Annotated in this window: 28 protein-coding genes and 2 pseudogenes; 12 read left to right on the top strand and 18 right to left on the bottom strand. The window is 44.4% G+C overall.

What is annotated here, in order from left to right:
• Positions 1 to 520 precede the first annotated feature (520 nt).
• The gene (locus AK966_RS10615; protein WP_099079642.1) at positions 521 to 979 is read left to right on the top strand and encodes a GNAT family N-acetyltransferase; all 459 of its coding nucleotides are present in this window, start codon (positions 521 to 523) and stop codon (positions 977 to 979) included.
• Between the two features lie 141 nt (positions 980 to 1,120).
• On the opposite strand, the gene AK966_RS10610 is transcribed toward AK966_RS10615, so the two are convergent.
• The 7 genes and pseudogenes from AK966_RS10610 to AK966_RS10585 all read right to left on the bottom strand — a co-directional run bounded on the left by AK966_RS10610 (position 1,121) and on the right by AK966_RS10585 (position 7,242).
• Positions 1,121 to 1,549, bottom strand: a complete 429-nt coding sequence (locus AK966_RS10610; RefSeq protein WP_119464197.1) for a VF530 family DNA-binding protein — start codon at positions 1,547 to 1,549, stop codon at positions 1,121 to 1,123.
• A 177-nt stretch (positions 1,550 to 1,726) separates the two neighbouring features.
• Positions 1,727 to 3,331, bottom strand: coding sequence for an ABC-F family ATPase (locus tag AK966_RS10605; protein ID WP_119464105.1), 1,605 nt, complete (start codon positions 3,329 to 3,331; stop codon positions 1,727 to 1,729).
• A gap of 419 nt (positions 3,332 to 3,750) precedes the next feature.
• Positions 3,751 to 4,809: a hypothetical protein gene (locus AK966_RS10600; RefSeq protein ID WP_119464104.1), complete on the bottom strand. Its 1,059-nt coding sequence runs from the start codon at positions 4,807 to 4,809 to the stop codon at positions 3,751 to 3,753.
• A 673-nt stretch (positions 4,810 to 5,482) separates the two neighbouring features.
• Complete coding sequence (locus AK966_RS10595) at positions 5,483 to 5,833, bottom strand: rhodanese-like domain-containing protein (RefSeq protein ID WP_099079645.1); 351 nt, start codon at positions 5,831 to 5,833, stop codon at positions 5,483 to 5,485.
• A gap of 68 nt (positions 5,834 to 5,901) precedes the next feature.
• Complete coding sequence (locus tag AK966_RS19920; RefSeq protein ID WP_172438127.1) at positions 5,902 to 6,063, bottom strand: hypothetical protein; 162 nt, start codon at positions 6,061 to 6,063, stop codon at positions 5,902 to 5,904.
• Between the two features lie 133 nt (positions 6,064 to 6,196).
• A pseudogene (locus tag AK966_RS10590) lies at positions 6,197 to 6,424 on the bottom strand (PTS fructose transporter subunit IIB); the annotation flags it as partial.
• Positions 6,425 to 6,762: 338 nt separating this feature from the next.
• Entirely contained in the window at positions 6,763 to 7,242 is a 480-nt protein-coding gene (locus tag AK966_RS10585) for a peptide-methionine (S)-S-oxide reductase (RefSeq protein ID WP_099079646.1), read from the bottom strand.
• A 193-nt stretch (positions 7,243 to 7,435) separates the two neighbouring features.
• Here AK966_RS10585 and AK966_RS10580 point away from each other — a divergent pair, with 193 nt between their 5' ends.
• The 3 genes and pseudogenes from AK966_RS10580 (at position 7,436) to sodC (ending at position 8,670) form a co-directional block, all read left to right on the top strand.
• Positions 7,436 to 7,816 (top strand): VOC family protein, encoded by a 381-nt coding sequence (locus tag AK966_RS10580; RefSeq protein WP_119464103.1) that lies wholly within the window; start codon positions 7,436 to 7,438, stop codon positions 7,814 to 7,816.
• Positions 7,812 to 7,999 (top strand): annotated as a pseudogene (locus AK966_RS20320) (DeoR family transcriptional regulator); the annotation flags it as partial. The gene AK966_RS10580 and the pseudogene AK966_RS20320, both read left to right, overlap by 5 nt.
• Positions 8,000 to 8,157: 158 nt before the next feature.
• Positions 8,158 to 8,670 (top strand): superoxide dismutase family protein, encoded by a 513-nt coding sequence (gene sodC, locus AK966_RS10570; RefSeq protein ID WP_099079648.1) that lies wholly within the window; start codon positions 8,158 to 8,160, stop codon positions 8,668 to 8,670.
• A 90-nt stretch (positions 8,671 to 8,760) separates the two neighbouring features.
• Here the strand turns inward: sodC and AK966_RS10565 are convergent, their stop codons facing one another.
• Positions 8,761 to 9,414: a nicotinamidase gene (locus AK966_RS10565; RefSeq protein WP_099079649.1), complete on the bottom strand. Its 654-nt coding sequence runs from the start codon at positions 9,412 to 9,414 to the stop codon at positions 8,761 to 8,763.
• 31 nt (positions 9,415 to 9,445) lie between these two features.
• Positions 9,446 to 10,171: an NUDIX domain-containing protein gene (locus tag AK966_RS10560; RefSeq protein ID WP_099079650.1), complete on the bottom strand. Its 726-nt coding sequence runs from the start codon at positions 10,169 to 10,171 to the stop codon at positions 9,446 to 9,448.
• Between the two features lie 390 nt (positions 10,172 to 10,561).
• Here AK966_RS10560 and pncB point away from each other — a divergent pair, with 390 nt between their 5' ends.
• The 4 genes from pncB to AK966_RS10540 all read left to right on the top strand — a co-directional run bounded on the left by pncB (position 10,562) and on the right by AK966_RS10540 (position 13,449).
• A complete protein-coding gene (pncB, locus tag AK966_RS10555; RefSeq protein ID WP_099079651.1) occupies positions 10,562 to 11,872 on the top strand; it encodes a nicotinate phosphoribosyltransferase in 1,311 nt (436 codons plus the stop codon).
• Positions 11,873 to 11,995: 123 nt separating this feature from the next.
• Positions 11,996 to 12,355, top strand: coding sequence for an acyl-CoA synthetase (locus AK966_RS10550; RefSeq protein ID WP_099079652.1), 360 nt, complete (start codon positions 11,996 to 11,998; stop codon positions 12,353 to 12,355).
• A 4-nt stretch (positions 12,356 to 12,359) separates the two neighbouring features.
• Positions 12,360 to 12,707 carry a GlpM family protein gene (locus tag AK966_RS10545; protein ID WP_099079682.1) on the top strand — a complete coding sequence of 116 codons (348 nt, stop codon included), beginning with the start codon at positions 12,360 to 12,362 and terminating at the stop codon, positions 12,705 to 12,707.
• Positions 12,708 to 12,930: 223 nt separating this feature from the next.
• Entirely contained in the window at positions 12,931 to 13,449 is a 519-nt protein-coding gene (locus AK966_RS10540) for a glycine zipper 2TM domain-containing protein (protein WP_119464102.1), read from the top strand.
• 68 nt (positions 13,450 to 13,517) lie between these two features.
• Here the strand turns inward: AK966_RS10540 and AK966_RS10535 are convergent, their stop codons facing one another.
• Together AK966_RS10535 and AK966_RS10530 are read right to left on the bottom strand one after the other, a co-directional pair.
• Complete coding sequence (locus AK966_RS10535) at positions 13,518 to 14,609, bottom strand: transporter substrate-binding domain-containing protein (RefSeq protein WP_119464196.1); 1,092 nt, start codon at positions 14,607 to 14,609, stop codon at positions 13,518 to 13,520.
• Between the two features lie 192 nt (positions 14,610 to 14,801).
• The gene (locus AK966_RS10530) at positions 14,802 to 15,710 is read right to left on the bottom strand and encodes a DMT family transporter (protein WP_119464101.1); all 909 of its coding nucleotides are present in this window, start codon (positions 15,708 to 15,710) and stop codon (positions 14,802 to 14,804) included.
• Between the two features lie 94 nt (positions 15,711 to 15,804).
• Between AK966_RS10530 and AK966_RS10525 the strand changes: the two genes are divergently transcribed.
• The gene (locus AK966_RS10525; protein WP_119464100.1) at positions 15,805 to 16,689 is read left to right on the top strand and encodes a LysR family transcriptional regulator; all 885 of its coding nucleotides are present in this window, start codon (positions 15,805 to 15,807) and stop codon (positions 16,687 to 16,689) included.
• A 69-nt stretch (positions 16,690 to 16,758) separates the two neighbouring features.
• Positions 16,759 to 17,145 carry a universal stress protein gene (locus AK966_RS10520; RefSeq protein WP_099079656.1) on the top strand — a complete coding sequence of 129 codons (387 nt, stop codon included), beginning with the start codon at positions 16,759 to 16,761 and terminating at the stop codon, positions 17,143 to 17,145.
• Between the two features lie 62 nt (positions 17,146 to 17,207).
• Here AK966_RS10520 and AK966_RS10515 read toward each other — a convergent pair whose 3' ends face one another.
• From AK966_RS10515 to AK966_RS10495, 5 genes are all read right to left on the bottom strand, one after another.
• Positions 17,208 to 18,026, bottom strand: a complete 819-nt coding sequence (locus AK966_RS10515; protein WP_119464099.1) for a 5'-methylthioadenosine/S-adenosylhomocysteine nucleosidase — start codon at positions 18,024 to 18,026, stop codon at positions 17,208 to 17,210.
• A gap of 182 nt (positions 18,027 to 18,208) precedes the next feature.
• Positions 18,209 to 18,718 (bottom strand): copper resistance protein NlpE, encoded by a 510-nt coding sequence (locus AK966_RS10510; RefSeq protein ID WP_119464098.1) that lies wholly within the window; start codon positions 18,716 to 18,718, stop codon positions 18,209 to 18,211.
• A gap of 211 nt (positions 18,719 to 18,929) precedes the next feature.
• Positions 18,930 to 20,171, bottom strand: a complete 1,242-nt coding sequence (locus tag AK966_RS10505) for a glycine betaine/L-proline ABC transporter ATP-binding protein (RefSeq protein ID WP_099079659.1) — start codon at positions 20,169 to 20,171, stop codon at positions 18,930 to 18,932.
• Positions 20,164 to 21,063, bottom strand: a complete 900-nt coding sequence (locus tag AK966_RS10500; RefSeq protein WP_099079660.1) for a proline/glycine betaine ABC transporter permease — start codon at positions 21,061 to 21,063, stop codon at positions 20,164 to 20,166. The genes AK966_RS10505 and AK966_RS10500 overlap by 8 nt, the downstream gene beginning before the upstream one ends.
• A gap of 88 nt (positions 21,064 to 21,151) precedes the next feature.
• Entirely contained in the window at positions 21,152 to 22,141 is a 990-nt protein-coding gene (locus AK966_RS10495; RefSeq protein WP_099079661.1) for an ABC transporter substrate-binding protein, read from the bottom strand.
• Between the two features lie 422 nt (positions 22,142 to 22,563).
• Here AK966_RS10495 and AK966_RS10490 point away from each other — a divergent pair, with 422 nt between their 5' ends.
• Positions 22,564 to 22,758: a hypothetical protein gene (locus AK966_RS10490; RefSeq protein ID WP_099079662.1), complete on the top strand. Its 195-nt coding sequence runs from the start codon at positions 22,564 to 22,566 to the stop codon at positions 22,756 to 22,758.
• 83 nt (positions 22,759 to 22,841) lie between these two features.
• On the opposite strand, the gene fusA is transcribed toward AK966_RS10490, so the two are convergent.
• Positions 22,842 to 24,866 (bottom strand): elongation factor G, encoded by a 2,025-nt coding sequence (fusA, locus tag AK966_RS10485; protein WP_099079663.1) that lies wholly within the window; start codon positions 24,864 to 24,866, stop codon positions 22,842 to 22,844.
• A gap of 550 nt (positions 24,867 to 25,416) precedes the next feature.
• Between fusA and soxR the strand changes: the two genes are divergently transcribed.
• The gene (gene soxR / locus AK966_RS10480; protein ID WP_099079664.1) at positions 25,417 to 25,845 is read left to right on the top strand and encodes a redox-sensitive transcriptional activator SoxR; all 429 of its coding nucleotides are present in this window, start codon (positions 25,417 to 25,419) and stop codon (positions 25,843 to 25,845) included.
• A 5-nt stretch (positions 25,846 to 25,850) separates the two neighbouring features.
• On the opposite strand, the gene AK966_RS10475 is transcribed toward soxR, so the two are convergent.
• Entirely contained in the window at positions 25,851 to 26,246 is a 396-nt protein-coding gene (locus AK966_RS10475; protein ID WP_099079665.1) for a DUF2391 family protein, read from the bottom strand.
• Positions 26,247 to 26,253: the final 7 nt, after the last annotated feature.

The following is a 26,253-nucleotide window of genomic DNA, read 5'->3' as shown; positions in this document are numbered from 1 at the left end:
TAAACAATCAATAATCAGGATTTCGTTCTGAAAAAATCATTGAGGCGGATATTGCGATTGAAAAGAGTTGGCTTGTAAGTCCTTTGCCCAAACCAAATCGAGTAAATGCGCCCAATTATTCACTCTATCCTCGTTACTTATGGCGTGGGGGATAAATGACAAAAACGCTAAACTAGAAAACCTCGTTACGGATTCAGTTTTACAGAAATTACCAATCTAAATTTCTCATCAATATAAGTCGCCAGTTTGTTCGGTATGGTTCACGTCCAAAGTGTTGTGAAAACAAGTGCCTAACAAAAGCATAGATGATGGGAGAGAAGTTGAGAGGAAAGTTTTATTTTTTATTGGTTTGCGGCCGTCTGTCATAACAAGCGCTGTTTATCACGGTGGCCATGTTGGACTTCAGCACATCATGCGACAAGTGATCTAATTAGGGCTTAGTAATAGGTTGTTTCAGCTTAGGTTATGGAATAAATTCAGTGCAGTTGAATGATTAATAAGCGCAACCTAAGGAGGCTATGTGAAGATTGAAGTCGACAATTTAGAAAGATCAGAAGTTATCGCGCTGCTAGAAGAACATTTGCAAGATATGTATGCCACCTCGCCACCAGAAAGTGTGCACGCGTTAGATTTGGACAAACTCAAAACGGCAGAAGTCACGTTTTGGACCGGATGGAAAGATGAAGAGTTACTTGGTTGTGTGGCGATTAAAAAGCTGGACGAACAACATGCTGAACTTAAATCCATGCGTACCACGCCTGCGGCGAGAAACCAAGGCGTGGGGTCCCAGTTGCTGATTCACGTTATCGAGCAAGCAAAGCTAAAAGGAGTAACACGCCTGAGTTTAGAAACCGGTTCGATGGCATTTTTCAGGCCAGCTCGTACCTTGTATGAAAAACATGGCTTTATTTACTGTGAGCCGTTTGCGGATTATGAATTCGACCCCAATAGCCAATTTATGACGTTAGAGTTGAGCTAAGGTAGTACTGATGTATGTAATGCACCATTTGTGATGCTGAAAAAAAGCCAAACAGCAATGTTTGACTTTCTAATTCAATCAATTAAATCACTCTCGAGAGCACGTTATCAGAGCTTTTTTCTGTAAGAATGACTAAAAAAACTATCGGCGACGATGAAAACGGGCGCGTTCAGCACGCTGCTTTGACGCACGTTCTTTATGTGCTGAAGCCGCCTTGGCCTGCGAAGCTAAAATCGATTCTACCGTTAGTTCCATTGGCTCACGTGGCTCTAAACCATGTGGGAAAGTACGAGCACGCGGTGGAAGGTTGTATTCATACTCTGATGCTTTAGGCATGCGTTTAAAGCGGTATAGATAAAAGTTCTCTACACGCTCGCGAGCCCACTCAGTTTTCTTCAGATATTTGACGCTACTAGTAATACTTGGGTTGGTATTGAAACAGTTCATACGCATTGCTGTATCAAGAATTTCCCAGCCATAATGGTCAACCAGTTGCTTCAACATATCTTCTAATTTAAGACCGTGCAGTGGGTTATTCTGCTGTAATTCGATACGTTCTTCTTCAGTCATAAACTCATGGTTCATGAGCAGCTCCTCAGTTTTATCAGTGGTGCTCTTCGGCTTACCACCATACCTTTCTAAGGTATAGATTAATTCATTACGGCGAATAGCCAGCATCTATTTTATGCAATTCGACGTTTAATTCCCGTCTGGTTATTCGCTGTTCTTTGGCGTCGTTGCGTTTCATTACGCAGCGTTAAGCACCTTTTGCTGATGGGCCATGTACTCATCGAACGTACCTTGGAAGCTCACCAATTTTTTATCTTTCACATCAATAACCGAAGTGGCAAGTGATGAGACAAACTCGCGGTCATGGCTGACAAAGATCAACGTGCCTGTATAAGTTTTTAATGCACTGTTTAGTGCTTCGATTGCTTCCATATCCATGTGGTTGGTTGGCTCATCCATTACCAGTACATTGATATCCTGCATCATCAGCTTACCAAATAGTAAGCGGTTCTTCTCACCACCAGAGCAGTTTCTGGCTTTTTTATTGGCATCATCTGCGGTGAACAATAAGCGACCTAAAATACCACGCACCATTAAATCATTGTGCTTCACCGTTCGCCATTGGGAGATCCACTCAAAAATCGTCAGGTCATTATCAAAGTCTGCGCTGCTATCTTGCGGGCAGTAACCAATTGATGCGTTCTCAGACCATTTCACCACGCCTTGGGTTTGCTCTAATTCGTTGACGAGGCAGCGTAGTAAGGTCGTTTTACCGACACCGTTTTCACCGATAATCGCCAGGCGCGTACCTGCTTCCAGCAGTAAATTACCTTTTTCAAACAGCAGTTCGTCGCCAAAGGCATGACCAAGATCTTGCAGCTCAAGCGCTAAGCGATGCAGTTTTTTACCTTCACCAAAATCAATGGATGGGCTGACTCGACTGCTTGATTTCACTTCGTCCAGTTGGATTTTATCCATTCTTTTTGCTCGAGAACTGGCTTGCTTTGCTTTTGAAGCGTTTGCGCCAAATCGGTTTACGAACTCTTGCAGTTCATTAATTTCTGCTGTTTTCTTTGCGTTAGAAGCAAGGAGTTGTTCACGACGTAAGCCTGACGCTTCAAGGAAGTACTCATAGTTTCCTGGATAAATGCGCAGCTCGCCGTAATCGATATCCGCCATGTGAGTACATACCGAGTTTAGGAAGTGGCGATCGTGTGAGATGATGATCATCGTGCACTTTCGCTGGTTTAACTCTTCTGCCAACCAGTTGATGGTATGAATGTCCAAGTTGTTGGTTGGTTCGTCAAGCAGCAAAATGTCTGGGTTTGCAAACAGTGCCTGTGCCAATAACACACGCAGTTTCCAACCAGGTGCAACTTGCTGCATCAGGCCAAAATGCAACTCTTCTTCAATACCCGCTTGCAGCAAAATATCACCGGCGCGGCTCTCTGCGGTGTAGCCATCCATTTCGGCAAATTCGCTTTCAAGCTCTGCCACTTTCATGCCGTCTTCTTCGCTCATCTCTGGTAATGAATAGATGCGGTCACGCTCCTGCTTCACTTCCCATAGTTTACGATCACCCATGATCACGGCGTCAATCACACTGTACTGTTCAAAGGCAAACTGATCTTGGCTCAATACGCCGAGCTTTAATCCCGGGGTAATAGAAACGTTACCTGAACTTGGTGTTAATGCTCCGCTTAGGATTTTCATGAATGTTGATTTACCACAGCCATTCGCGCCGATAAGGCCGTAGCGATTGCCGTTACCGAACTTGGCTGAAATATTTTCAAACAGTGGCTCAGCGCCAAATTGCATGGTGATGTTATTTGTACTTATCATAGCAGTGCCCTCGAAGTAAATTTCTTTTAATAACAAGATCTTAATTCACTTTCGAGATACTGTTAAAAAAGGTCATATTGAATGTGGCCGCCATTCTAGCTCATTCATTCATAAGGTGATATAGCTCACGTTAATATCGCAGGGATTTTTACAACAAAAAGGGAGGAAATGGTTGAGCTTTATAGGCGCTAGGCGGCAAAAATAGCCCTTTATCTACGAAAATTCAGCCAAAGCGTTCAATCTAAACATTGGTGGTGAAATATCGTTCAATGCTGCAAGCTTGCTTCCTATCAAATGGTGAGTGTACATGTCTCTAAGACGAGTTAACACAAGAATTGTAGGCATCGCTATGTTTTAACTGTGGCACAAGTGAATCATGCCTCGCTGCCCTGCGATGACGAAACCATGACAGTGAGACGTTATGGTAAAAGCGTTAGGCTAAATCCTTTCGATACGCTTTGAGCTTGTAGGTAATCGATAGTACTTTGTGAAAGCGTGGCCGAGGAAACGTCGACCTCTTCAAGCTTGTTTAAGTTGTCGATATGAAGATCGTTTAGGCTAAGCGGACCGATAGTTAGGTTGGTAAGTTCGACATTGCTACTGAGATCGATATCGGTCACATTTTCGGTCCATATGACCAAGCGCTCAAGCTTAGTTAAGTTGGCAATATCGATGGAGGTTAATGCTTCACCATACACCCCGAGAGATTTCAGCTCGGAATTGCCACTTAAATCGATGGTGTCGGTCAACGGTGTTAAGGTGAAGGCTCGCGCATTTGGGAAATGACTTAATTCCACATCAATATCGGTATTAAACAAATCTAAAGTATCCAGTTTATTTAATGGCACGGTTTGGAGATCGTTTAACGGTATTGAATCTGCAGATAAATCGAATAGGTTTGGTGTTAATGATAGGTCAAGCGTTCGGATCAGAGTCATATCAATGTCGAGATGAGTCATTGCACTATGATCATCACCCCATGTGATACTACTCAGCTTATTGTTTGCTAATGTTAGCCGCTCTAGATTTGGTGAGCTTGATATATCGATCGTTTGCAATGCGTTTTCTGTCAGTGTTAGGAACTGCAACTGATTTGAGTGTGGCAGCGTGACACTGTAGATTTCATTTTGCTGTGCATCAACGTACCACAACTCAGAGTTTTTACTTAGATCAAGCTGTTGTAGGTTATTGTTAATAAGATCGAGAGAGCTGAGTTCTGTGAGTTGCTCAATGCCATCAATAGTATTGATACCAAGTTCTGAACAGTTAAGTGTGTAGATCTCCTCGGCGTAGGTGAGATCCCGATTCTCGGCTTCCGCCATTACGCATTTATGCAGGTTTTGGTCGGCAAACTCGAGTGAGTTTATGAGTGTTTTGTCGGTCTCATTTCCGTTATTTCCGCCTGTGTTGCTGCTGCTTGAGCTGGATCCTCCACCACATCCTGTGAGGGTGAGTGAGGCTAGGAGTAAGCTGGTCATTTTTATTTTCATTTTTAGTCCTTTATCTAACCGATTGCTGTGCGTTTGCAGGTGTGATTTTGATGAAATGTATCGCTTGATAAAAGCAGAAGGCAATACGAATATTGTAAGGGTGCCTGTATAACCAGTTGTAATATCAGTGTTTTCACTGTATTTGGTTGATCGTATTGACGTGAGAATGTGGTTTAGAGGGATGTGGATATGAGGTGAGCCGCAAATATACAACTTTTGTTTAGTCTTATTGCATTTTTCCGATCTTAACGATGTATCTGGTTTTTAGATGGTAAGTAACGGTATCCAGTAAGAAGGTTAGCTGATAATCCAATCACTCATCGTGATGGTGATATAGAGACTGAATATGAGTAATAACCAACAAGCCGAATTATCCTCTACCCAATAAGCGCTGGAAGAGTTGCGCGAGCGCTTACGCCAAAACCACTGGTCATGCAAAGCTCATCAAAGAAAGCGGATTCCACTTCGCTCATGTCTGGAGTGATGAAAGCCGTGGGGATGTTTGAAAAAAGCTGAGAATTTCTCTCTTTTAAAACTCAAACTGTTCAGGGTTTGTTGATACTTTTTAAGAGAAGAGCACGCAGGTGGTTTGGTATCAATACACAGGCATAAAAAGCACACATTGTAGTGTGCTATTTTTTGTTCAATGAGAGCAATGGCGCTATTTTGCTTCTTGCATTTCAGCGAAGCCACCAGCGTTATGAAGATTGCTGAAACCTCGTGACTTTAGGTGTTGATATGCTTTGCCTGAGCGAGCACCACTTCGGCAGTAAAGCACGATCTGCGTGTCTTTATCGACATTAGCAAAGTGTTTGTCCAACTCCGAAAGTGGGTAATTTACTGCGTTGTCCAGGTGCCCATCGGAAAACTCTTGTGGGGTTCGCACATCGACAATCATCGCACCTTGTTCTATCAGTTGCCAGCCTTGCTCTGCGCGTTCAGAGGCCAGTGCTGTAGTAGGCGGAAATAATGCGGTGCAGAGAATGGATAAAGCGAGAGGGAGGAGCCTCATTAAGTAATCCTTGAGTTAATGGGGAATGCTTCTCTTCTATATCATATAGAGGCGAATTTAGAGACTAACTACTTTTCTTGAAAGTGTGAGTTGTCGGTCGATTCTTGCGGCGGGGCGTTTTCACGCTTCTGCTTTTCGTGCATTGCTTCGATAAGTTGGCGATCTAACTCAGCGAAGAATCGGTCTTCCTCAGCTTTGCCACGCAAACGGAGTTTTTCTGTAAAGTCCATGACCTGCTCCCCTTATACAGCATATTTTAAGTATAGACCTGTATCAGGTGACCGGAGTTTGTTGACCACTACAAACCGCATGATTAAATAGAGCCCTTTAGGGGAAAGGGCTCTTAGGAGAGATGCTTAAGGTTTAAGCTTCAATAAGAGTCGCTGCGTTACGCATCGCTTCTTTGGTTGAACACTCAATAACGTTCGCGTTTGCTACATTTAGGTCAGTGATGCGGTTCTGGATACCGTTTTCACCTTGTGTTTCGACTTTGATTTTCAGACTTGCAGCTGCACCTGCTTTTCCTAATGCTCTCGTTGTCATAAATGTGTGTGCTACGCCAGATGGACAACATGTTACGGCATCGATGTCGGTTAAAAAAGCCTCTTTGCTGCTGATTCGGTTATTTTCTAATAGCATTTGTGCCTGCTGTTGAAAGACTTATTTTTTATTATTTGCTTAAAGGTTGCCTTTAATTAAATTGACGTTTGTTAGTTCTGTAATCATTTTTGACTCATAGGTACTGAAGTATTGAGGTAAATGTAATTAATGTTGCGGTTTTCATTTGGTTAATGATTGATGGATTGCGCAAGCCGACGAGTGATCTCGGACAGTTCCTCCCCTTGATACACATTGGCTAATTTAAGCTCCGAATTTGAAGCCAAGGGGAGATTAGGAGGGGTTGTCACGCTGTAGATTGAGCTGATCCATTAAGACTGATTCTTGTACTTATGCAGCAAATCTAACGGGATATGACAGTAGTCATTTGGGAAGCGCGTAAGTCGGTTTTGGTGCTCATCATCACTTGGCAAGTAATTCGTGAGTGGCAGTACTTCTACAGCGATCTTATTGGTATCTGGTCTTGCTGCGATAAATGCTTTCGCGATGGTTAGGTGTTGTTCATTTTGGCTATAAACACCAGTGCGGTATTTCTCACCTACGTCTTCACCTTGCTTGTTAATGCTGTAAGGATCGATGATCTCAAACAGATATCCCATTAAGGTTTCTACTGAAACTTGCTCAGGATCGAACTGCGTTCTTACGCACTCAGCGTAGCCATCGTATTCGGATTGGGTATTATCCGTTGTTCCGTTTGCGCGTCCAGCTTCGGTGCTGATTACGCCCGGCAGGTGGCGCATAAATTCTTGAACGCCCCAAAGGCAGCCGCCTGCGAAGTAAATTTCTTCCATCATTCTGTCCTGAAAAACTTTGCGCCATTATGGGCATCACTTTCGCTCAAACACAACTCCAACCATAGCGTTAATAACCTATCGAATGAGCAGCTCAGACATAAAATAGGAACCACTCGTTGTGATTTGCTCTCTTTTTTGTGCTGCCTTTCCTCGTTAGATTGAGCGCAGTTAAGAGCTAAGGGGAATCCTAATGAAAATTGAACCTATCGCTATTTGGACAGAACGTTTGGAAGATCTAACAGCTTTCTATGAGAAATACTTTAATGCGGTTTCTAACGATAAAAATCACTACCCAAACAAGCAGTTTTCGTCTTGCCTTCTTTCGTTTGAAAGTGGCGTACGATTGGAGTTGATGTCGATGGAAGGTGTGACCGCCTGTGAGAAACTTCAGGTGATGCAGGTCACAGGGTTAGCGCACTTTGCTTTTGCATTAGGTTCAGAACAGGCTGTGGATCAATTAACCAAAACCTTGGTGGGTGATGGCTATCAATGGATCGACGATCCGAGACAAACAGGCGATGGTTACTACGAAAGCGGCGTATTAGATCCGGATGGTAACCGTCTGAGTTAACGGTATAACGAGTATCAGGCAGGATTTGAACTTCCTTGAGCAGCAAGGCTACCCAAAGCGCATACATGGCGCGACCATCGCCTTGCAAAGTGATGATAACGATACGCGACTTGAAGTGCGTTTCGACATCAAGCAAGCCTTAGCCAGCAAGCTGCGGATTTGGAGTCACCAAACGAAACATTGGGCGACATTTCGTCTGAACTTTCGGAGAGGTAGGTCTAAACTTGAAGCAATTTGCCGCAATTCATGGCGAATATAGCGTGTTGGAGCCCACACAGCACTCCTTACGTGTCACTTATCGTTTGGTACCAATAATTACAACGGAATAGGACGTTCAAGATATGAGAACAAACACTTTACTTGCGGCATTTATGTTTCTCTCGACCTCTGTATTGGCGGAGCCTCTCTCTGTGGAAATGACCGATCTAGGTTCGGGGAAATCGGCTGGTATGGTCACGATCAGTTCGAGTGAATACGGCACGGTATTTACCCCCGATTTAAAAGGTTTGCCTGCCGGTGTGCACGGTTTTCATTTGCATGCGACCGGTTCATGTGAAAGCAGCACCAAAGATGGCAAAACCGTATTGGGTGGTGGTGCTGGTGGTCACTATGATCCAGAAGAAACAGGCAAGCATGGGTTCCCGTGGACGAATGGTAACCATCTAGGTGACTTACCAGCGTTATATGTTAATGCCGATGGTGTGGCGGATCAGCCAGTATTGGCGCCTCGTGTAAAACAGGCGGATGTCAAAGGGCGAGCCTTAATGATTCATGCGGGTGGTGATAATCACTCTGATCATCCGGCTAAACTTGGCGGTGGTGGAGCACGCATTGTATGTGGTGTGATTCAGTGATTTCTCGCTGAGCTTTCCTTAAATATAAAAACGGTCCAGATAAGTTGGACCGATTTTTAATCGCCACAGGGCAAATTGCAGCAAGGAGAACTACGCAAGTTTTTCCACAAGGATTTCGTCAGCGTTGTCGACGAATATCGTCCCTTTTTCTTTCAACTCAGCAATGACCGAATCTACTGTGTCTGGCAGTACTGCACGAGTTGACGCTAGATTGACAATCACGCTAAAGCCTAAGTTGAGCGCTTGAATAACCGATGTCTTGACACAGAAGTCTAACGCCAAGCCGCCGACTACGAGCGTGTCGATGTTGTGAAACTTAAGGTACTCATTCGCTCCGGTCGTTTTGGTGTCGGCCGCATCATGGAAGAAAATCCCGTAAGGGTGTGCGTCTGGCTCCATGCCTTTGTTCACTTGGAAATCGTATTCAAGCACGGGTGGTAAACCATCAAGCAGTTCTACACCTGTTGTGCCAAGCACACAGTGGCGGTTCCACTTAATGTCCACGTTTGGTAGGCCTACAGGCTCAAGCATATTGGCTGGCGTTTCTGCATCCCACGCTGCTTTGGGCGGGTGTAAGTCTCGGCTGACTAATTTTAAGCGCCCCTTCGTGTGGTTCTTTTGCAGTTCTGGAACGATTTCTAATGCGCCTGTTACTGGCAGTTCGTCAGGGCAAAGTTCGGTGAACCCTTTCTCAGGATCCACGTCGATCACAGCGGTGGTTTGGTAGTTTACTCGAACTGTCATGGCAGACTCCTTGTCTGGCTCTATGTTTGCGTTAGCCACGCAAGCAGTTTTGGAAAAAAGTCACTTCGTCGCTTGCAAGGGTGTACACCATGGCAGGCTTACCGCCTTTACCTTTGTTGGTGGACGCGACTTTGTTGGTTGGTTTGAGTACGCCAGAGTCAACCAAGCGGCGTTTGATCGTCATTCGACTGATATCAATACCAAACTCTTGGTAAGCGGCAATGATATCGGCGACCAAAAACTCTTTGTCGAGTGCAAACAATAAGACAGAGGTGTACTCGATAGAGGCCCGTAACTTCTGCCATGCTTTCTCAATCATGTTCTGGTGGTCAAATGCAAGGCTTTCCTCTCCATCGAGAATTGCTCGTAGTGAAAACCACTTGAGGTGACATTCTGCTACGCCAGCGTTGCTGATCTGTTCGATATTATTGCCGTCGACTAGCGCATAGTGGGTGATATTCAAACTCCAGTCTTCTGGATCGCGTTTTGGGTCCCCGTCAATGAAGGCTTCGCTGAAGTGACGTGGATAGGTGTGAATTTTCTCGCGGCAGATACGACGGCGAGCCGCTTCGAAGTTTTCATCTGCTGGGCGGCCACCTGCTTGGGTCATATCTTTATCAAAAACGAATCCACCAGGCAAAGCCCATACGCCATGGTAAGGGCGATCAGGGTTCGAACGCTTGATAAGCAATACTTCCAGTCCTTTATCAGCGCGGCCTGATAACCTAAATGGAATGATATCGACGGTGACTATCATGATGGTGTCCTGAGATTGATTTGTGAGTAATCTAGCGCATAACAAGCAGTCGATCAATGGGTAAGTAACTTATTGTTAGAAACGTTTTTTGCAAGCATTTATTATCATTATCAAACATAACGATATTTGAATGGTTAAGTTATCCACAGTAACTGAAGGATGGTTGCGCATAAAAAAACCATAAAAATAAGTGGTTAGTAACAAAGGTTGACAAACCTTAAGTGGGTGTTTATTGTTTACGCAATTCAGTTAGTAACAATAAGTTATATACCTAAGTGTGCCTTGTTGAGAACGTTTTTAGAACTTAATTGGGAAAACAATAAGATACGGCTTGCACCATGCTGATGGTACTTGGGTATAAACGAAAAAGGGCGTGTAGAAGGGCTCAGAATGACCACCAATTTATTTTCGTCTCGTATCATTCAAAGTGCGTTAGATTTCGACGTATACAAAGTGAATATGATGAGCGCCGTAGCGGTGTTATATCCAGATGCGATGGTGTCCTACAAGTTCATTGTGCGCAGTAATGAGGAGCTATCTGAATTATTGCCAGAAGTAAAAGCGGAAGTACTTAAGCTGCAAGACGTCTGCTTTACCAGCGAAGAAATTCAGTACATGAAGCGCGTCGCGCCTTACCTTTCTCCAGAATTTCTCGATGGTCTGCATGCATTTCGTTTTAATCCTCAGCGTGATGTTGCTTTCAATATCAAGAGCATGGCCGATGGCTCAAGCCAATTACGTATCACCATCAATGGTCTATGGAGAGAAACCATTCTCTACGAAACGATCATCATGAGTATTGTTTCTGAAGTGCGCAGCCGTGTACGTTGGTCAGACATTCCAGTCGAGCAGTTCCAAGCCGTTCTTGCAGAGAAAGTTAGTCATCTCAAAACTGAACTGAAACGTCGTAATATCACTAATTTCAAATTTGCGGATATGTCGACGCGTCGTCGCTTTTCATTTCAAGCTCAGCGTTTGATGTTAGCGTACTTGAGCAAAGAGTTGCCTAATTGCCTAACTGGAACCAGTAATTACCACTTGGCTAAAGAGCTCGATCTCACGCCGATTGGCACGGTGGCACACGAATGGTTCATGGGACACCAAGCGTTAGTGAATGTACGTGACTCTCAGAAAGTGGCGTTGCAACGCTGGCAAGAGATGTTTAAGGGCGCGTTAGGTATTGCTCTTACTGATACCATTGGTATTAATGCCTTTTTGAAGGACTTCGATGAAGAACTGAGTAAGGCTTACGTTGGTGTACGCCATGACAGTGGTTGTCCGTACACGTGGGGTGAGAAGATGATTGAGCACTACCAGTCTCTTGGTATCGACCCGATGACCAAAACTTTAGTGTTTACGGATGGCCTTAACTTCGAACAAGCCCTCGATATCTGCGAGTACTTTCAAGACCGTGTGCAAGTAAGCTTCGGTATTGGTACATCGCTTGCCAATGACATGGGTGATTATGTGAATGCCCAGAGAATTCCCTACAAACCGCTGTCGATCGTGATCAAAATGGTGTCATGCAATGGTTCTCCTGTGGCGAAGATCAGTGATGAGCCAGAAAAAGCGATGTGTGAAGACATCTTCTTTTTAATGAACCTAAAGCGTCGTTTTGATCTGTCACTTGACCTTGATGAGTGCCGAACTTTACTTGACCGGCTTGAAAAAGAAGGTGATAACTATCTGATTGATGCATAGATAAAAAGTTTCTAATTCAGTTCGAATTTAATCATCACCCTCTATGGTTTCGATAAATTTATATCGGCAACCTTAGAGGGTAATTTGGTTATAGTACAAACAAAGACGAATCAGGAAAGAATGATGAACTTGGTTGTACACTTGCAGAAAAAAACGATAAGAAAACACGGTTACGAACTGGCAACGCGTCAAGCGTGGAAGTGTGGTATCAAAGCGAATCTTGTCAAACGTGTTGTGGGTATCTTCAAAGGGCAAATCGTTTGTGTGGTTGAAGGTTGCCGAGCAGAGTTGTCTACCCCGCTTAATAATCCTTTGCACGATGATGATAATCAGGGACGCTATGTGTTTGTCGGTGGCATCTTTTGGGAACCAAATAGAATCATCGCGCCAGGCTTTCCTGACTTTATGTTTATGCATCTGCGTAATTTGAGCCACCGTCATAAGTACCTAACAGACGATGAGCTGTTTTTAAGTTTGGCGTAAAATGATGACCAGTTTATTTCTTAAATCTTTGCTAGGCGCAGCGGCAGTAATGCTGATTGCGCTGCTTTCAAAATCAAAAAGCTTCTATATCGCGGGCTTGATTCCGCTTTTCCCTACGTTTGCTTTAATTGCACATTTTATTGTAGGGACAGAGCGTGACATGGAAGCGCTACGCGAAACGGCACTGTTTGGGATCTATTCATTGATTCCATATAGTGCTTATTTGATTTCGGTGTTCTACTTTAGCTATCGCTTGAGCTTAGTTGGTACGTTAACCTCGGCCACTTTAGTTTGGGTTTTGTGTGCATCGATGTTGTTGGCGTTTTGGACTCGTTGGATGGTGCCTGCGTAGTTAGCATTATTCATTAGTGGATGACTTTCCTCTTAGTACAGCTATTGAACTCAGTGATACGAAGGCAGATAGGCTGACAGTCTTCGTATCAACTTCTGACCAATTTTTTATAACATGCGGTTTTTTACTTGTTAATGACATAGGCCTTGTCGTCTCCTGATGCGGATTTAAATTTTCGATTTACCATACTGAAAAATAGAGAAAACCATATTGGATGGGAATCATGAATATTAAATCTATTGCAATTGCAGCGGTGGTTGTTGCTGTCTTAGTTGGTTGTAAAGACAAAATGCCACCAATGCCGACGGAAGCAAATATCACGATGGTTGATGCAGTGACGGAAACGGTAAAAAAACCGCGCCAAGTGTGTAAAGACGTGGTGGTGACGCATCAGGTTCAACCAAAAGATGAAAACAAGTTACTGGGTACCGTAGGGGGTGCAGCAGCAGGAGCGGCGCTTGGTAATCAGATTGGCGGTGGTTCAGGTAAAGTGATTGCGACAGCTGCCGGTACGATTGCTGGCGCATTAGCTGGTCGTGAGATCCAAGATAATGTACAAAAAGGTGATGTCGTTACGAGCACCGAAAAGAAATGTCACACAGAATACACCGCATCTGAAAAGGTTGTGGGTTACAATGTAACGTATGAGGTGACTGGTACGCCAACGACAGTGCGTTTGCAAAGTAAGCCTGCGGGGAAAACCTTCCCAATCCAAGATGGCAAAGTGATTCTCCCACAATAATTGCTGACATGATTGAATTCAAAAAGCTTTTTGTTTTGATTAACAAAGGGCTTTTTGATATCTATGACCTACTTCTCAATAAAGTAATCGACTAAGGTTTTTCGCCACTCTCTCGATTCTCTAATCTGTAATAATGCGCGATTAATTTCTTCTTCATGTTGATTGTTTTCGGTGATGATGAAGCCATAGTTTTGTTTTTCTAATTGATAAGGTAATACTTCTAGTTTTTCGAACTGTCCACTTACTCTTCCATTGCCGATCATGTATTTAAGTATCACATCATCCCCGACAATGGCTTCAACTTCTCCCCTTTCTAAGGCTTGAAGCAATTCTGGCATATCATCGTAGCGCTTATGGCGAATGCCAAAGCTAGTAAGTAACAGTGAAGAGGTGGTTGCATCTTTAGCCCCAACTTGCACGTTGGCGAGGTCGTTTATTCCTTTTATTTGTGAATACCCCTGGCTGAGGGTGAGTTTACTGGCTAATACGGCAGTAATGCTGGCGATAAAGAGCATACTAAATACGCCAATGAGCACGGTAACAATACGTCCGGTTAAGCTCTTAAATTCAAAGTAATTGAATGGTCCACGCGTGATGAAGAGCAAGCCCAAAATAAAACTCTCTATCCAACGGCCTACTCTACTCTTCATCGAATACAGTTTTTCGTTCTTTCCTTTCTCCAATATGTAGAAAAATGCGCCAACCACCCCTGCGGTGATGACAATGGCTCCGATGATTAACCACAACGCGGGGTTTAAAAAAATCGATTGCAAGGTATGCAGGTAGCTTTGCTTCTTCACGGCGATAGCAAGGTGGGTTTCATAAAAGGAGTGAGAAAAGTCGGCGAATAACTCACGCTCTGGTGTGATCGAAATGCACGAAACGCCGATGTCGACTTGCTTGTTTTCGATCGCATGAAGGAGTTCATCGAGTTGAAGGATTTCGAAACTGAATTCAACCTCCATGCTTTTCGCAATGCGTTCCCACAGTTCAATACTCAGTCCACTCAGTTGGGTATCGGAAGAAGCAAGTACAAAGGGAGGGCAGGGATAAGTACCTACTTTAATAGGAGAGGCCAAAGAAACGCTACTGAATAAGGAAAGAAGAAAAAGTACTGAAATGACTGTGTGTTGAAGTGTAGATTTAAATACGTTTTGCATGCACAAGACCTCGATAAGAGGCAGGAAATGAACTGCATCAAGGGCGAACGAACGCCCAATAAGCATTAGAAGAACAAAGGTTGATGGGATGATGACGAATTCATGCTGCCCTAGTTTTATTTTTTACAGATTTAACTATAGCAGTTGGTGTCAGTTTTAAGGGGCAAAGCTGTTCCTTATCTGAGCTGAGGTTTATGCCGTAGGCACTTGGTGATGTTCTTGCTCTTCAGCTAATTTGGCTACTTGAGCCTGTTTCTGTTTACGTCGCTCGCGTTTTGACAGCCAAATCAGTGGAACCACAATCATAACAGTGCCAATTGCCATAAAGACATCAGGTACTTCGCCAAACCAAATCAAACCCACAATCACGGCGCCAATCAAACCGCTGTATTCTGCGCTAGCAATCTTGTTACTGTCGATAGAGCGATAAGCCAGTACACAAGTTGCGGCATAAATCATGATGAACAAGCTTGAGCCCGCCGCAACAGGAAAGGAGTGCCAATCCCACGTTTCGCCTTCAATAAACACTAATAACAGCGACACAGGTATGCCGGCTAGGTTGGTCATCAGTAGCGTATGTGGCACCGATTGATTTTTTGGTAGCTTACGGATCAGTAGGTTGTTGATAGCGAGTGTTACCGCAACGACCAATGCAGACAGCGCTGCCCAATCAATTTGGTCTGGACGAATAATCACAATCACTCCGGCAAAGCCCATCACAGCCGCAGCAATAGATTGCGCGGAAAGCTTCTCCCCAAAGAATATGGCAGCCAGTGGCAGCATGATCAACGGCGCGGTATAGAAGATCGCATTAGCGGTTGCGAGTGGCATCGACGAGATGGCTAAAACCATGAAAATCGCCCCCGATAACCAGACATGTGCCCGTACCGCATGCCACTTAAAGCCTTCCATTAATGGTGTTTGCTTGGTCAGTAGATACACTGGCAATAACATCATTACAGCAGATAGCTGTCGGTAAAACACGAACTGAAAAACCGGCACCTCATTACCGACACTTTTGATCAAAGCGTCTGAGAGTACCGCAACTAGGTTACCAACAATTAATAGCAGCATCGCTACGCCGACAGATGTGACTTTCACTTTATTCTTCTCCGGTTTCTTTGCCAAAGAGTAGGGGATGTCATAGGATGAAGTGAAATGATATTTATTAGATTAAGTATGAGATTTTTAGATAATGAAGTTGCCACCTTTAAGAGCGGTACATTGTTTTGAATCGGCTGCTCGTCATCTGAGCTTTTCTCTCGCCGCAGAAGAACTCAACGTGACCCAAAGTGCAGTGAGTCATCAGATTCGATTGCTTGAAGATTATCTCGGGGAGGCCTTGTTCATACGCCAGGGGCGTAAGTTATCACTCTCGGAAACGGGGGCTTGTTACCTTGAAGACATTAGTCCTGCCATCAATTCAATCGCAATGGCAAGCCAAAAGGTGCGTGAAGGCGACAAAGGCAGTCTGCGATTGGCGATCTATAGTTCATTGGCCGTGAAATGGTTGATACCACGCCTTGCTGACTTTAAACGATTACATCCTGATATCGAGCTTACTTTGAATATGGTAGCAGGCGATCCAGAGCAAACCGACAGTGTGGGCGATTGTTTTATTACGGTACAAAAGCCAAAGCGTAACTACATGGCAGTGCGTTTGTATGATGAGACTTTATATCCGGTTTGCAGTCTCAACCTTTGGAAGGAAATCCAAGATCAACCACTGCCAGAGGCGCTTTGGCAATATCCTATTCTGTCTACCGATTCAATCTATCGTGAGCGTGGCAAAGATTGGACTGAGTGGTGCAAAGTTGGTGGGTATGAGTTGCCGAAGGATGTGGATATGCAGCATTTTAGTCACATGCTACTTGCTATCGAAGCCGCACGTTACGACCAAGGCATCACGTTCGCCAATGATTTCATGTTGAATGAGCGAGATAAGGCTCAGGACTTGGTGTACATCCCTTCCCATGGTTTGGACACGGGAGACAGCTTTTACTTTGTGCATAAAAAGAATCGTGCTCGTCAGCCAGAAATCATGAAGTTAACCAATTGGCTCAAGCAGCAGTGTTTGTAGCGTATGGGGGGGCTGTTAGCTTCCCCTGTAGTGCTAGACTTAACTTAGATAAATCAGTGGGAGAATATCATGAGCTATGCGCACATATTGGTGGCAGTAGATTTATCGGATTCAAGTCGAGCGGTGATAGATAAAGCTATCTCGATTGCAAAAGATGCAAACAGTAAACTTTCTTTTGTTTTTGTCGATCACGACAGAGTCGCGTTGGAATCGAAGGACGAACGGAAGCTAATGCAAGAGCTTCAATCTTTAGCCGAGCAAAGTGACTATCCGGTTGCCGAGACCATGGTTGTCATCGGGGATTTGCATATCAAGCTTGCCGGTATCGCGAAGGAACATAACATCGACCTAGTGGTTTGTGGGCATCATCATAAGTTCATGAGTCGTCTGTTTTCCTCAATACCAACTTTAGCCAATGCGATTGAGGCAGATTTATTGGTTGTGTATTTGGACTGAAACGCCACTCAACGAACAAACGCAATGGGAGACTCTGCTGAGCCTCCCTTCTTGATGCTTAGTTAGAATGATTGTTTTTTGATCAGCGCTTTGATTACGTCAATGGCATATAGTTGACAATCAACCGCCGTTTGCGGATCGAAGTCTTGCTTGTGTTGGTCAGTGTTTGACAAGATACGAATCCCAACAAATGGCACTTGGTAAGCTTGAGCAACCAGTGCGGCAGAAGAGGTTTCCATCTCTTCTACGGACGTACCAAAAGTCTCGTGGAACCAGTTGATACGGTCTACTTCGCGGTTCCATTCGTCAGCGGAGCCAATCAACCCTTTAACCACTTTACCTTTTTTATATTGCTCAGAGAGTAAGAACGACGTTTCTACAAGCTCAGGGTCCGCCTTGAACTGTTTGTATTCAACAAAATCCCCGTTTTCACGCAGACGCATGGTTACGTCAAAGTTCTGCCATTTGGTTGGGTCGATGCCTTTGTCTTTCTCGGTGAACTGTGACTTGTATGCGCCCATGTTGAAGCTCGCTTCGCCTACCACGATGTCACCACGGTAAAGTTTAGGGTCATGGCCACCGGACGTGCCTTGGTTGATGATGTACTTTGGTTTGAAGTATTCGATACCAATGGTTGTTGATGCGGCAGCGTTAGCGAGGCCAACTTCAGTACGAGATACGACGACTGGATAGCCATCGATTTTACCTTCCCAGAATGTCCAAGAGCCAACGATGGTTTCTTTCTTTTCATCAAGTGCTTCCACTAAGGTGCTTGTTTCGATATCCATAGCGCCTTGAACAAGAATAGGTTGGGTTTGTGCGAAAATAGAGAAGGAAAGAACAGCAGGAATAAGTGCTGTAAAATGTTTAATGATTTGCATAGAACATACTTACGACAGAAAAAGTGGGCGCAATCTACCAACAGCAAACGTTTGCGTCAATTGACAAACCCATTCATTTTCTTAAACGATGAAAAATCTTGAACACTATTCAGAGGTGGGAGACAGAAATCCGAGCGCAAGGCTCGGATTGTGTGGTTAAGACGTGAAGAAAAGTGAACGTCTTATTGTTGCTTGCTTAGGTTATAGGACGACGCAAGATCGCCCGTGGCTTTTTCCCCATTCATATCTAATTTCATTAGTATGTTCTCGCCAACGAAATATTGGTTTGGCGCCTCTTCGTCGACTAGAGTGACGGTATTACCGGCTTGATTCCAAGTAAATTGACCATCAGAGTTAAATTGATTGCCTTCTTTGCCTTTATATACTTGTACTAGCGTGTAGCTGCCATCTGGATTTAGGGTCAAGGTCGTTTCAATGCCTTCGCAATCGGCACAAGGCAGTATTCCTTGGTAAGTGCCATCCCAATCTAAGGCGTTTTGTGCATTGTGTGCCGAATCTACCAATGTTTCTTCGGCGATCACTTGCTCTTCTTCGATCGGTGTTGCGTTAAGGGTGGTTTCAGTTTCTGTTGCTTGAGGGACATCAACGGTAGTGGTGTCTGCTGGTTTTTCGTCCTGACAACCGGCCAAAATAAATACCGCACAGCTTAATGCTAACAATGTCTTTTTCATTTTAATCCTCTATGAATCAATTAGGGCATGATTTTAATAATAGAACGGTATAAGAAACCTGCGTCAGAATTACGCAAGCTATTGATCCAATTATGTCAAAGCAGAGCATCAGTCGTAAAAATGCAACAAAATAGATGAGGCCGCTGGTGGATGATGAGAACGTGTAAGTCAATCGAAAAAGGCTCATCAATGATGAGCCTTTCGTCAGGGGTTAGGATGCTTTATCCATTCTTGGTGGCTTTTTTGCTTCTTTTTTCTGTGCATGTTGACTTACGTCATCAGTAAAGATTTCCGCGACGGCACTTCGTTCTAGCTCACCTTGTAGGTTACCCTCATTATCGACCACAGGCAGTGAGTAGTCACAAGACATGGTCTCTGGTAACACGTGCTCTATAACGGAGTCCGGTGAGATCACGGGAACGTGTTCGTAAATCTCTTTATCAATTTCTTGAGTTGTGCTGTCCTTCGCAGCGTCCAATAAGCTCTCTTTGGTCACAACACCTTGATAGCCATCGTCAGTGACATGGTAAGCATAATCTTGCTTCACACGCTTCATTTCGACTAACGCTTCTTCAATCGTTGTTGCAGTAATGCGGTAGGCAGGAGGCTGCATGACGGTCTCAACAGTAAGAGCACGGGCGCGGTTTACATCTTTAACGAATGCCTCTACGTACTCGTCAGCAGGATGGAGCAGAATCTCATCAGGAGAGCCTTGCTGAACAAGCTCACCATCTTTCAGGATGGCGATTTGGTCGCCTAGACGCAGTGCTTCATCAAGGTCATGCGTAATGAAGATGATGGTTTTGTGCAGCTTTTCCTGGAGTTCAATCAATTGATCTTGCATTTCACTACGGATTAACGGATCGAGCGCTGAGAACGCTTCATCCATTAACAGAATTTCAGCATCAGTTGCCAGTGCTCGAGCTAAGCCCACACGTTGCTGTTGACCACCAGAAAGCTGTGCAGGGTATTGATTTCCGTAACCCGTCAAACCAACCGTTTCTAGCCATTCATTGGCTTTTGCTAAGCGCTCTTCCTTTTTAAAACCTTGAATTTCAAGACCGTAGGCAACGTTATCAATGACGGTACGATGCGGAAGCAGCCCAAAACGCTGAAATACCATCGACATTTTATTGCGGCGGAACTCTTCAAGCTCAGCGGTGGAAAGCTGCATTACATCGACGCCTTCAACTAAAATTTGCCCCATAGTCGGGTCAATCAGACGGTTGAAGTGACGAATCATGGTGGATTTTCCAGAACCTGATAATCCCATAATGACGAAAATTTCGCCTTTGTTGATTTTCAGATTGATGTCTTTTAAGCCAACGGTGTGCCCTGTTTCTGCTAATATTTGATCTTTACTTTGACCAGATTTTACTCTCTCCACGACAGAGTTTGGTTTTGGACCGAAGATCTTGTACAGGCCGCTGATTTCAATAAGTGGCTTAGTCATGTTTGAGATCTCCTAAGTGAGCTTGAGTTCTTTTAGCATAGGCTTGAGAGGCGCGATCAAACAAGATCGCCAATGCTACGATGGCCAAACCGTTAAGTAGACCGAGAGTGAAGTACTGATTAGTGATGGACTTCAATACTGGTTGCCCTAAGCCTTTTACACCGATCATAGATGCAATCACAACCATAGAAAGCGCCATCATGATAGTCTGGTTGATACCGGCCATGATGGTTGGCATTGCCAATGGGAGTTGTACGCCCATAAGGCGCTGCTTTTTACTTGCACCAAAAGCGGTCGCGGCTTCGAGTACTTCTTTATCAACTAGGCGAATACCTAGATTGGTTAATCGAATTACGGGTGGAATTGCATAAATAACCACAGCAATCAAGCCTGGAATTTTCCCGATGCCTAGCAGCATAACCACAGGAATCAGGTATACGAAAGCAGGCATGGTTTGCATTACGTCCAATAGCGGCGTGACAATAGATTGAATTCGATTCGAGCGTGCCATCGCGATGCCGATCGGTATTCCGAGTACAATGGCGAGCATGGTACAGACGGTAATGATACTAAGGGTTCGCATGGTGTCTTCCCACATGCCGAAATAGCCAATCAGTAGTAATGAACCAAAACAGGCGACAGCGAGCTTCCAAGAACGACTTGCGGCATACACTAACGCTACGCAGACGCCAAGAGTGATAACCCATGGTGTGGAAATCAGGAGTTTTTCGAACCAAACAAGAAATGAGAGAAGAGGGTCGAAGAGTGATTCAATTAGGTCGCCGTATTCGCGAGAAAAATCGCGGTAGGCACCATCTAAAGTTTTACGGATGGCTCTGAGATCTGAGCGTTCCATTTCTGGAAATTCGCTAAGCCAATTCGAGTCAGACATGTTTACTTCCTTTTCTTACCGAGGTTCACCTGAACCTCGGTATACAACAAATACGGTATTCCAGTACCGTTTACGTAACGTCTAAGTCTTACAGTGCGCTTTGCACTTGTTTCGCGACATCTTGTGGTACCCATGCCGTCCAGATTTGTGGGTAATTTTCTAGGAAATGGAACATGGTTTCTTCACCGTCTGCTTGGTTGTCTTCCATCCAAGCCAATAGCTCGTTCATGTCCGCGTTAGTGAAACCTCGTTTAGTGAAGTAGTTGTAAGCAGCAGGAGAGCGTGAAGCAAACTCTTCAGTTGTGATCGTATGAACTGGTGAAGGTGGGTACATGGTTGGTTTTGGGGAGTCACATTCCGCTTGAGTGGTGCAGTTTACGAACTCATCTAAGTTAACACCGCTACCAAAGTCGACTTTCACCATGTTGTATTTGCCGAGAACCGCTGTCGGTGCCCAGTAGTAACCAAACCAAGCTTGCTCACGCTCGTAAGCTTTCGCTATCGAACCAGAAAGCCCCGCACTTGAGCCTGGATCAATGATGTCAAAGCCCGATTTTTCCAGATCCATTGCTTTGAATAGGTTGCCTGCACTGATTTGACAGTTCCAACCAGCAGGGCAGCTGTAAAACGCAGATTTGTCTTTGTCTTCTGGATGAGAAAATAGTTTCGCGTGTTTTTTTACGCCCTCAATGGTTTTGATTTCTGGGTATTGTTTTACTAGATAGGCTGGTACCCAAAAACCTTCTTCGCCGCCATCAACCAACGCTTTACCAGCGTAGCGAAGGCGTTTTTCTGCAACACCTTTGTCGAGCGCGTCTTTGAGACTATTACTCCACAGTTCTGGAGCGACATCGGGCTGACCCTTTTCAATCATTGAAGTGCCGGTTGGCATGGTGTCGCCTGGGATAAGTTCAGCATCACAGCCGTAGCCGTGTTCTAGAATAAAGCGGTCTACATTGGCAATCAGAGTTGCCGAGTTCCAGTTCATATCTGCAATTGTGACCGTTCCACACTCGCTTGCATTTGCGTTGGTCGCCAGTGCACCAACCGCTAATAGTAAGGGTGTTTTGTAATTCATTTTGAGTTTCCTTCTCTAATTGTCTTAATAATATTAACGAATTAATCATTAGTGTTCAAATTAATAACCTCTACGTAAGAGATCTGATTTTGTTAGGTAATATGAACAGTAGTGTAAAATTGCGACATTAATTACTAATGAAAATGGAATTTCTCATGTTTTTGTTTTGACTCATAGCATGGCAATTTGATGTTAGTGTGGTTGGCATGGTTTGAAGTCTAATCAATGTGTGGTTGGTTCGCTTTTTTTGCAAGCTAAGTTATTGGCATGAGACTCAGATAGAAAGATGTGTATGTGCTATTCGACGTGAGAGCTCAAGTGAGATGAAAACTGTCGATAATCTCTAATTATGAATAACAACGTTTTGCATATTCTTGGACGACTTCTACGCTTTAAATTCGTTTTAGCAAAGGAGAGCCAAAATGGCTGTATTGAAACAGGACATCCCAAATCGAGTAACGGTTTATCATGATAATGCAGAGCAAGAAATTGAGCTAAAGAATGCGATGCTACCTGAAAAGCCGCGTTACTTTAATGGTTCACCGACTTACCAAGCGGATAGTATTGAAGCATTTGAAAATAAGGTCAGTCAGATTGGATTATCGCTAGATAAGTAACACTCAATATGATGTCTTTTGGACTCAGTAGAAACCAAACGCCCTCATGTCGAGGGCGCATTTTTTAGGTTTATCAAGACGTTCTAGTTTTGTTGAGTGGTTCCCTGACAAACTTGCTTTTGTATTGCCGGAGGAGCCGGTTCGTAATGACTCAGTATCATATTGAAACTGCCTTCCCCACCAGTAATCGAACGCAAGCGGCGAGCGTAATCTTGAAGCTCATTGGCCGGAGATTTAGCCCTTAACATGGTGAAGTTATTATCAATCGGCTCTGTTCCTTCAATGAGTCCTCGATTGCCAGATAGGTCACCGGATACGTCACCAACATTGGAGGTTGGAATATGCAGTTCCATCTGAACAATAGGCTCAAGCACGATAGGAGCGGCATTATTGATGGCATCTAAAAACGCTTTTTTGCCTGCGATGACAAATGCAATCTCTTTGGAGTCAACGGAATGGTACTTACCATCATAAACGGTGACCTCTACATCTTTGATAGGATTTCCTGAGATCGCTCCCTCTTCTAGAGCTTGGACAATGCCTTTTTCAACCGCAGGGATCAGAGAGGTTGGAATCGACCCTCCAACGACTTTATTGATGAACTGAAAGCCTGCCCCACGCTCTAACGGACGAACTCGTAATTGAACCTCACCAAACTGACCAGCGCCGCCACTCTGTTTCTTGTGTCGGTAATGGCCTTCAGCGGGCTTGGTGATGGTTTCGAAGTATTCTACGCTTGGCTGACTGGTTTCGACTTCCAACTTATAGACGCTGGACATTTTCTCAAGCGCTACTTTGAGGTGGAATTCACCTTGTCCACTGATGATGGTTTCATTAGTACGTGCACGATGTTCGATACGCAATGATGGGTCTTCACTGGCGATTTTATTCAGCACGTCACCGAGTTTCTGTTCATCACCACGTTTCACCGGTTTAAGGCACAATGAGTACATCGAATCTGGGAAATTTAATGTCTTAAGCTTGACACCGTCTTCTTCATGGGAGTCATGTACAATGGCATCGAACTCAAGTTCATCCACTTTTGCGAGTACGCAAAAGTCCCCCGCGAGAGCTCTAGGAATTTCTGTACGGTCTTTGCCTTGCAATTGGTACAAATGGCCAACTTTAAACGCTTTGTTGTTTTCACCTATGTACAGTTGGCTGCCTGTATTAATCTCCCCTTGGTAAACGCGCAGATAGGCGAGTTTACCCATGTATGGGTCAACGGTGATCTTGTAGACGTGTGCCACGCTATGCTCGAGAGTGTCGCAGTTTACCTTGACCTTCTGACCGTTTTTTTCTAATAGTGGCGGGTTACCTTCATTTGGCATTGGCATGATTTCGGCTAAGGTTCTTAACAAAAGCTCTACGCCTGCGCCTGTCTCAGCCGATACAAAACAGATCGGTACTACGTGTCCCGTTCTGAGTGCTTCTTCAAAGGGATCGTGTAGCTGTTCTGGCGTGAGTTCGGATCCTTGCTCAAGGTACAATTCCATCAATTCTTCATCGACTTCGATAACTTGGTCTATCAACGTCTCGTGCGTGTCTGCCACACTCGCAAGCAGCGTTTCACGTTCAACTTCTGGTTCAAAGTAGCAATCGACGACGGACTGGCCATCAGCGGATGGTAAGTTAATTGGTAGGCAATTATCACCAAAATGGCCAAGGATACTATCCATCAGGGCTTCAAGTTGGTTGCCATGATTATCGAGCTTGTTGATGATGATCATTTGACACTTTTTCTGCTCTTTGGCGAAAGCAAATAAACGGTCAGAGGTTTGGTTGATAGGCGCTTGTGGATCGATGATCAATGCGGAGGTTTCAACGGCCGGGTAAATACTGATCGTTCGTCCAAGTAATTCACTCTGTCCTGGAGTATCGATAATATTGAGACGGTGTTTATTCCAACTTAGGCTGACGGGAGTGGCTTCGATACTGTGTTGATATTGGATAGACTGTGGGTCGAAGTCGGTGACTGTGTCGCCGTTTTCCACGCTCCCGAGGTGATTGGTGGCTTGACAGGTATAGAGTAGTTTTTCGATCAGTGTCGTTTTACCGGTACCAGTTTGACCGACAAAGGCGATGTTGCGGATTTTATTGATAGGCATAGAGCCTCCTTGCAAATAACGTACAGAACCGAGCGATTCAAAGATTAACCTGTGAGCAGGTCACGAACTGCATTGGAGTAGGCGGGTTTACCGCCTGTTCGTCTTCCACGTCATTTTGCGAATGACTCTGTGCATGCCACCACCTTGCTGAAAATAGCATTGAGAGGTTTCTTGACTATTAGTATGTCGCAATAACCACAGAAATTGTGTGATTTATTTCATGCTGAAAGCGATCGTTTTTTAATCTAGGTCATGAAATTGTTGATGTCACGTCGATTTGTGCCTTTGAGCTATCGAAAGAGTCTTGAACGTGGAAGAAGGGAGATTGATTTTATCATCAATCGATTAGAAGACGTGTAAGCCAAAGTGACTCTGCATGAACAGGCTGCGCACCCTGATCTGATTTTCGTTGCTAAGTATTGCAACTTTCGATGAAGCTTTCCTTTGAACGGATTAGCGCATTTTTATTGTACGAAAATATGTTAAGTTGATTTTTCTTTCACCCTTAAGGCAATTTGAGGGTATTTGTCTAATAAGCAAGGAGTGAGCGATGGACATCAGTGTGGGCGAGGTAGCTAAGCGATCAGGAGTGAAGGTATCGGCACTGCACTTTTATGAGCAAAGAGGGCTGATTTCAAGTTGGCGCAATCAAGGTAACCAGCGTCGTTATCATCGCAGTGTGTTACGGCGCGTGGCGGTGATCAAAGCGGCGCAACAAGTAGGCTTGTCGTTGGAAGAGATCAAGCAAGCGTTGGAAGAACTACCTAAGCACCAAGCTCCGAACAAGGCGCAATGGGAAACCATGGCAAGCCAATGGCACGCTCAACTGGAACAAAAAATTCAAAAGTTGAAGGCGTTACAAAATGATTTGGGCAGTTGCATTGGATGCGGTTGCTTGTCACTGGAGACTTGCGCGTTACGAAATCCGGAAGATGTACTGGGGAACGAGCAGTCTGGGTCGAGTCTCAATTTAACCTGAGGTCGTTACTCTTTATCAAAACTATCGACCACTATTGCCCCCATCGATGCGGGCATAGTGATGACTATCACACGTTTAAATGCAGTGAATGGATCAGTGATAAACGGCAATTTGTTGATGCAAAATAGCACTAGTGCGACGACGACCGCTGCGATGACATAAGCGATGACGACACGGAAAATGAATACTGAAATGCGAGTTCTGATGTTACTTTGAAATACACTTTGGTAGGCAAAAAATCCTAGAAATAGCACCGAAAGGCTAAACAGCATGAGTAGGTTAAACATCGGCAGGTTTTCGCCCAGTCGCCATGCTTCTTCTGAGAATGAGATTGGTACGGCGAGAGTAAAAGCACCAACAAGTACTTGGCTGGCGTCTTCTAGATTGAAATGGCTACTCATGCTGGAT

It is taken from the genome of Vibrio sp. PID23_8 (genome assembly GCF_003584965.1).
GTDB lineage: Bacteria > Pseudomonadota > Gammaproteobacteria > Enterobacterales > Vibrionaceae > Vibrio.
Note: the sequence above shows the minus strand (reverse complement) of the source record. Positions and strands in the feature narration are given on the sequence as shown.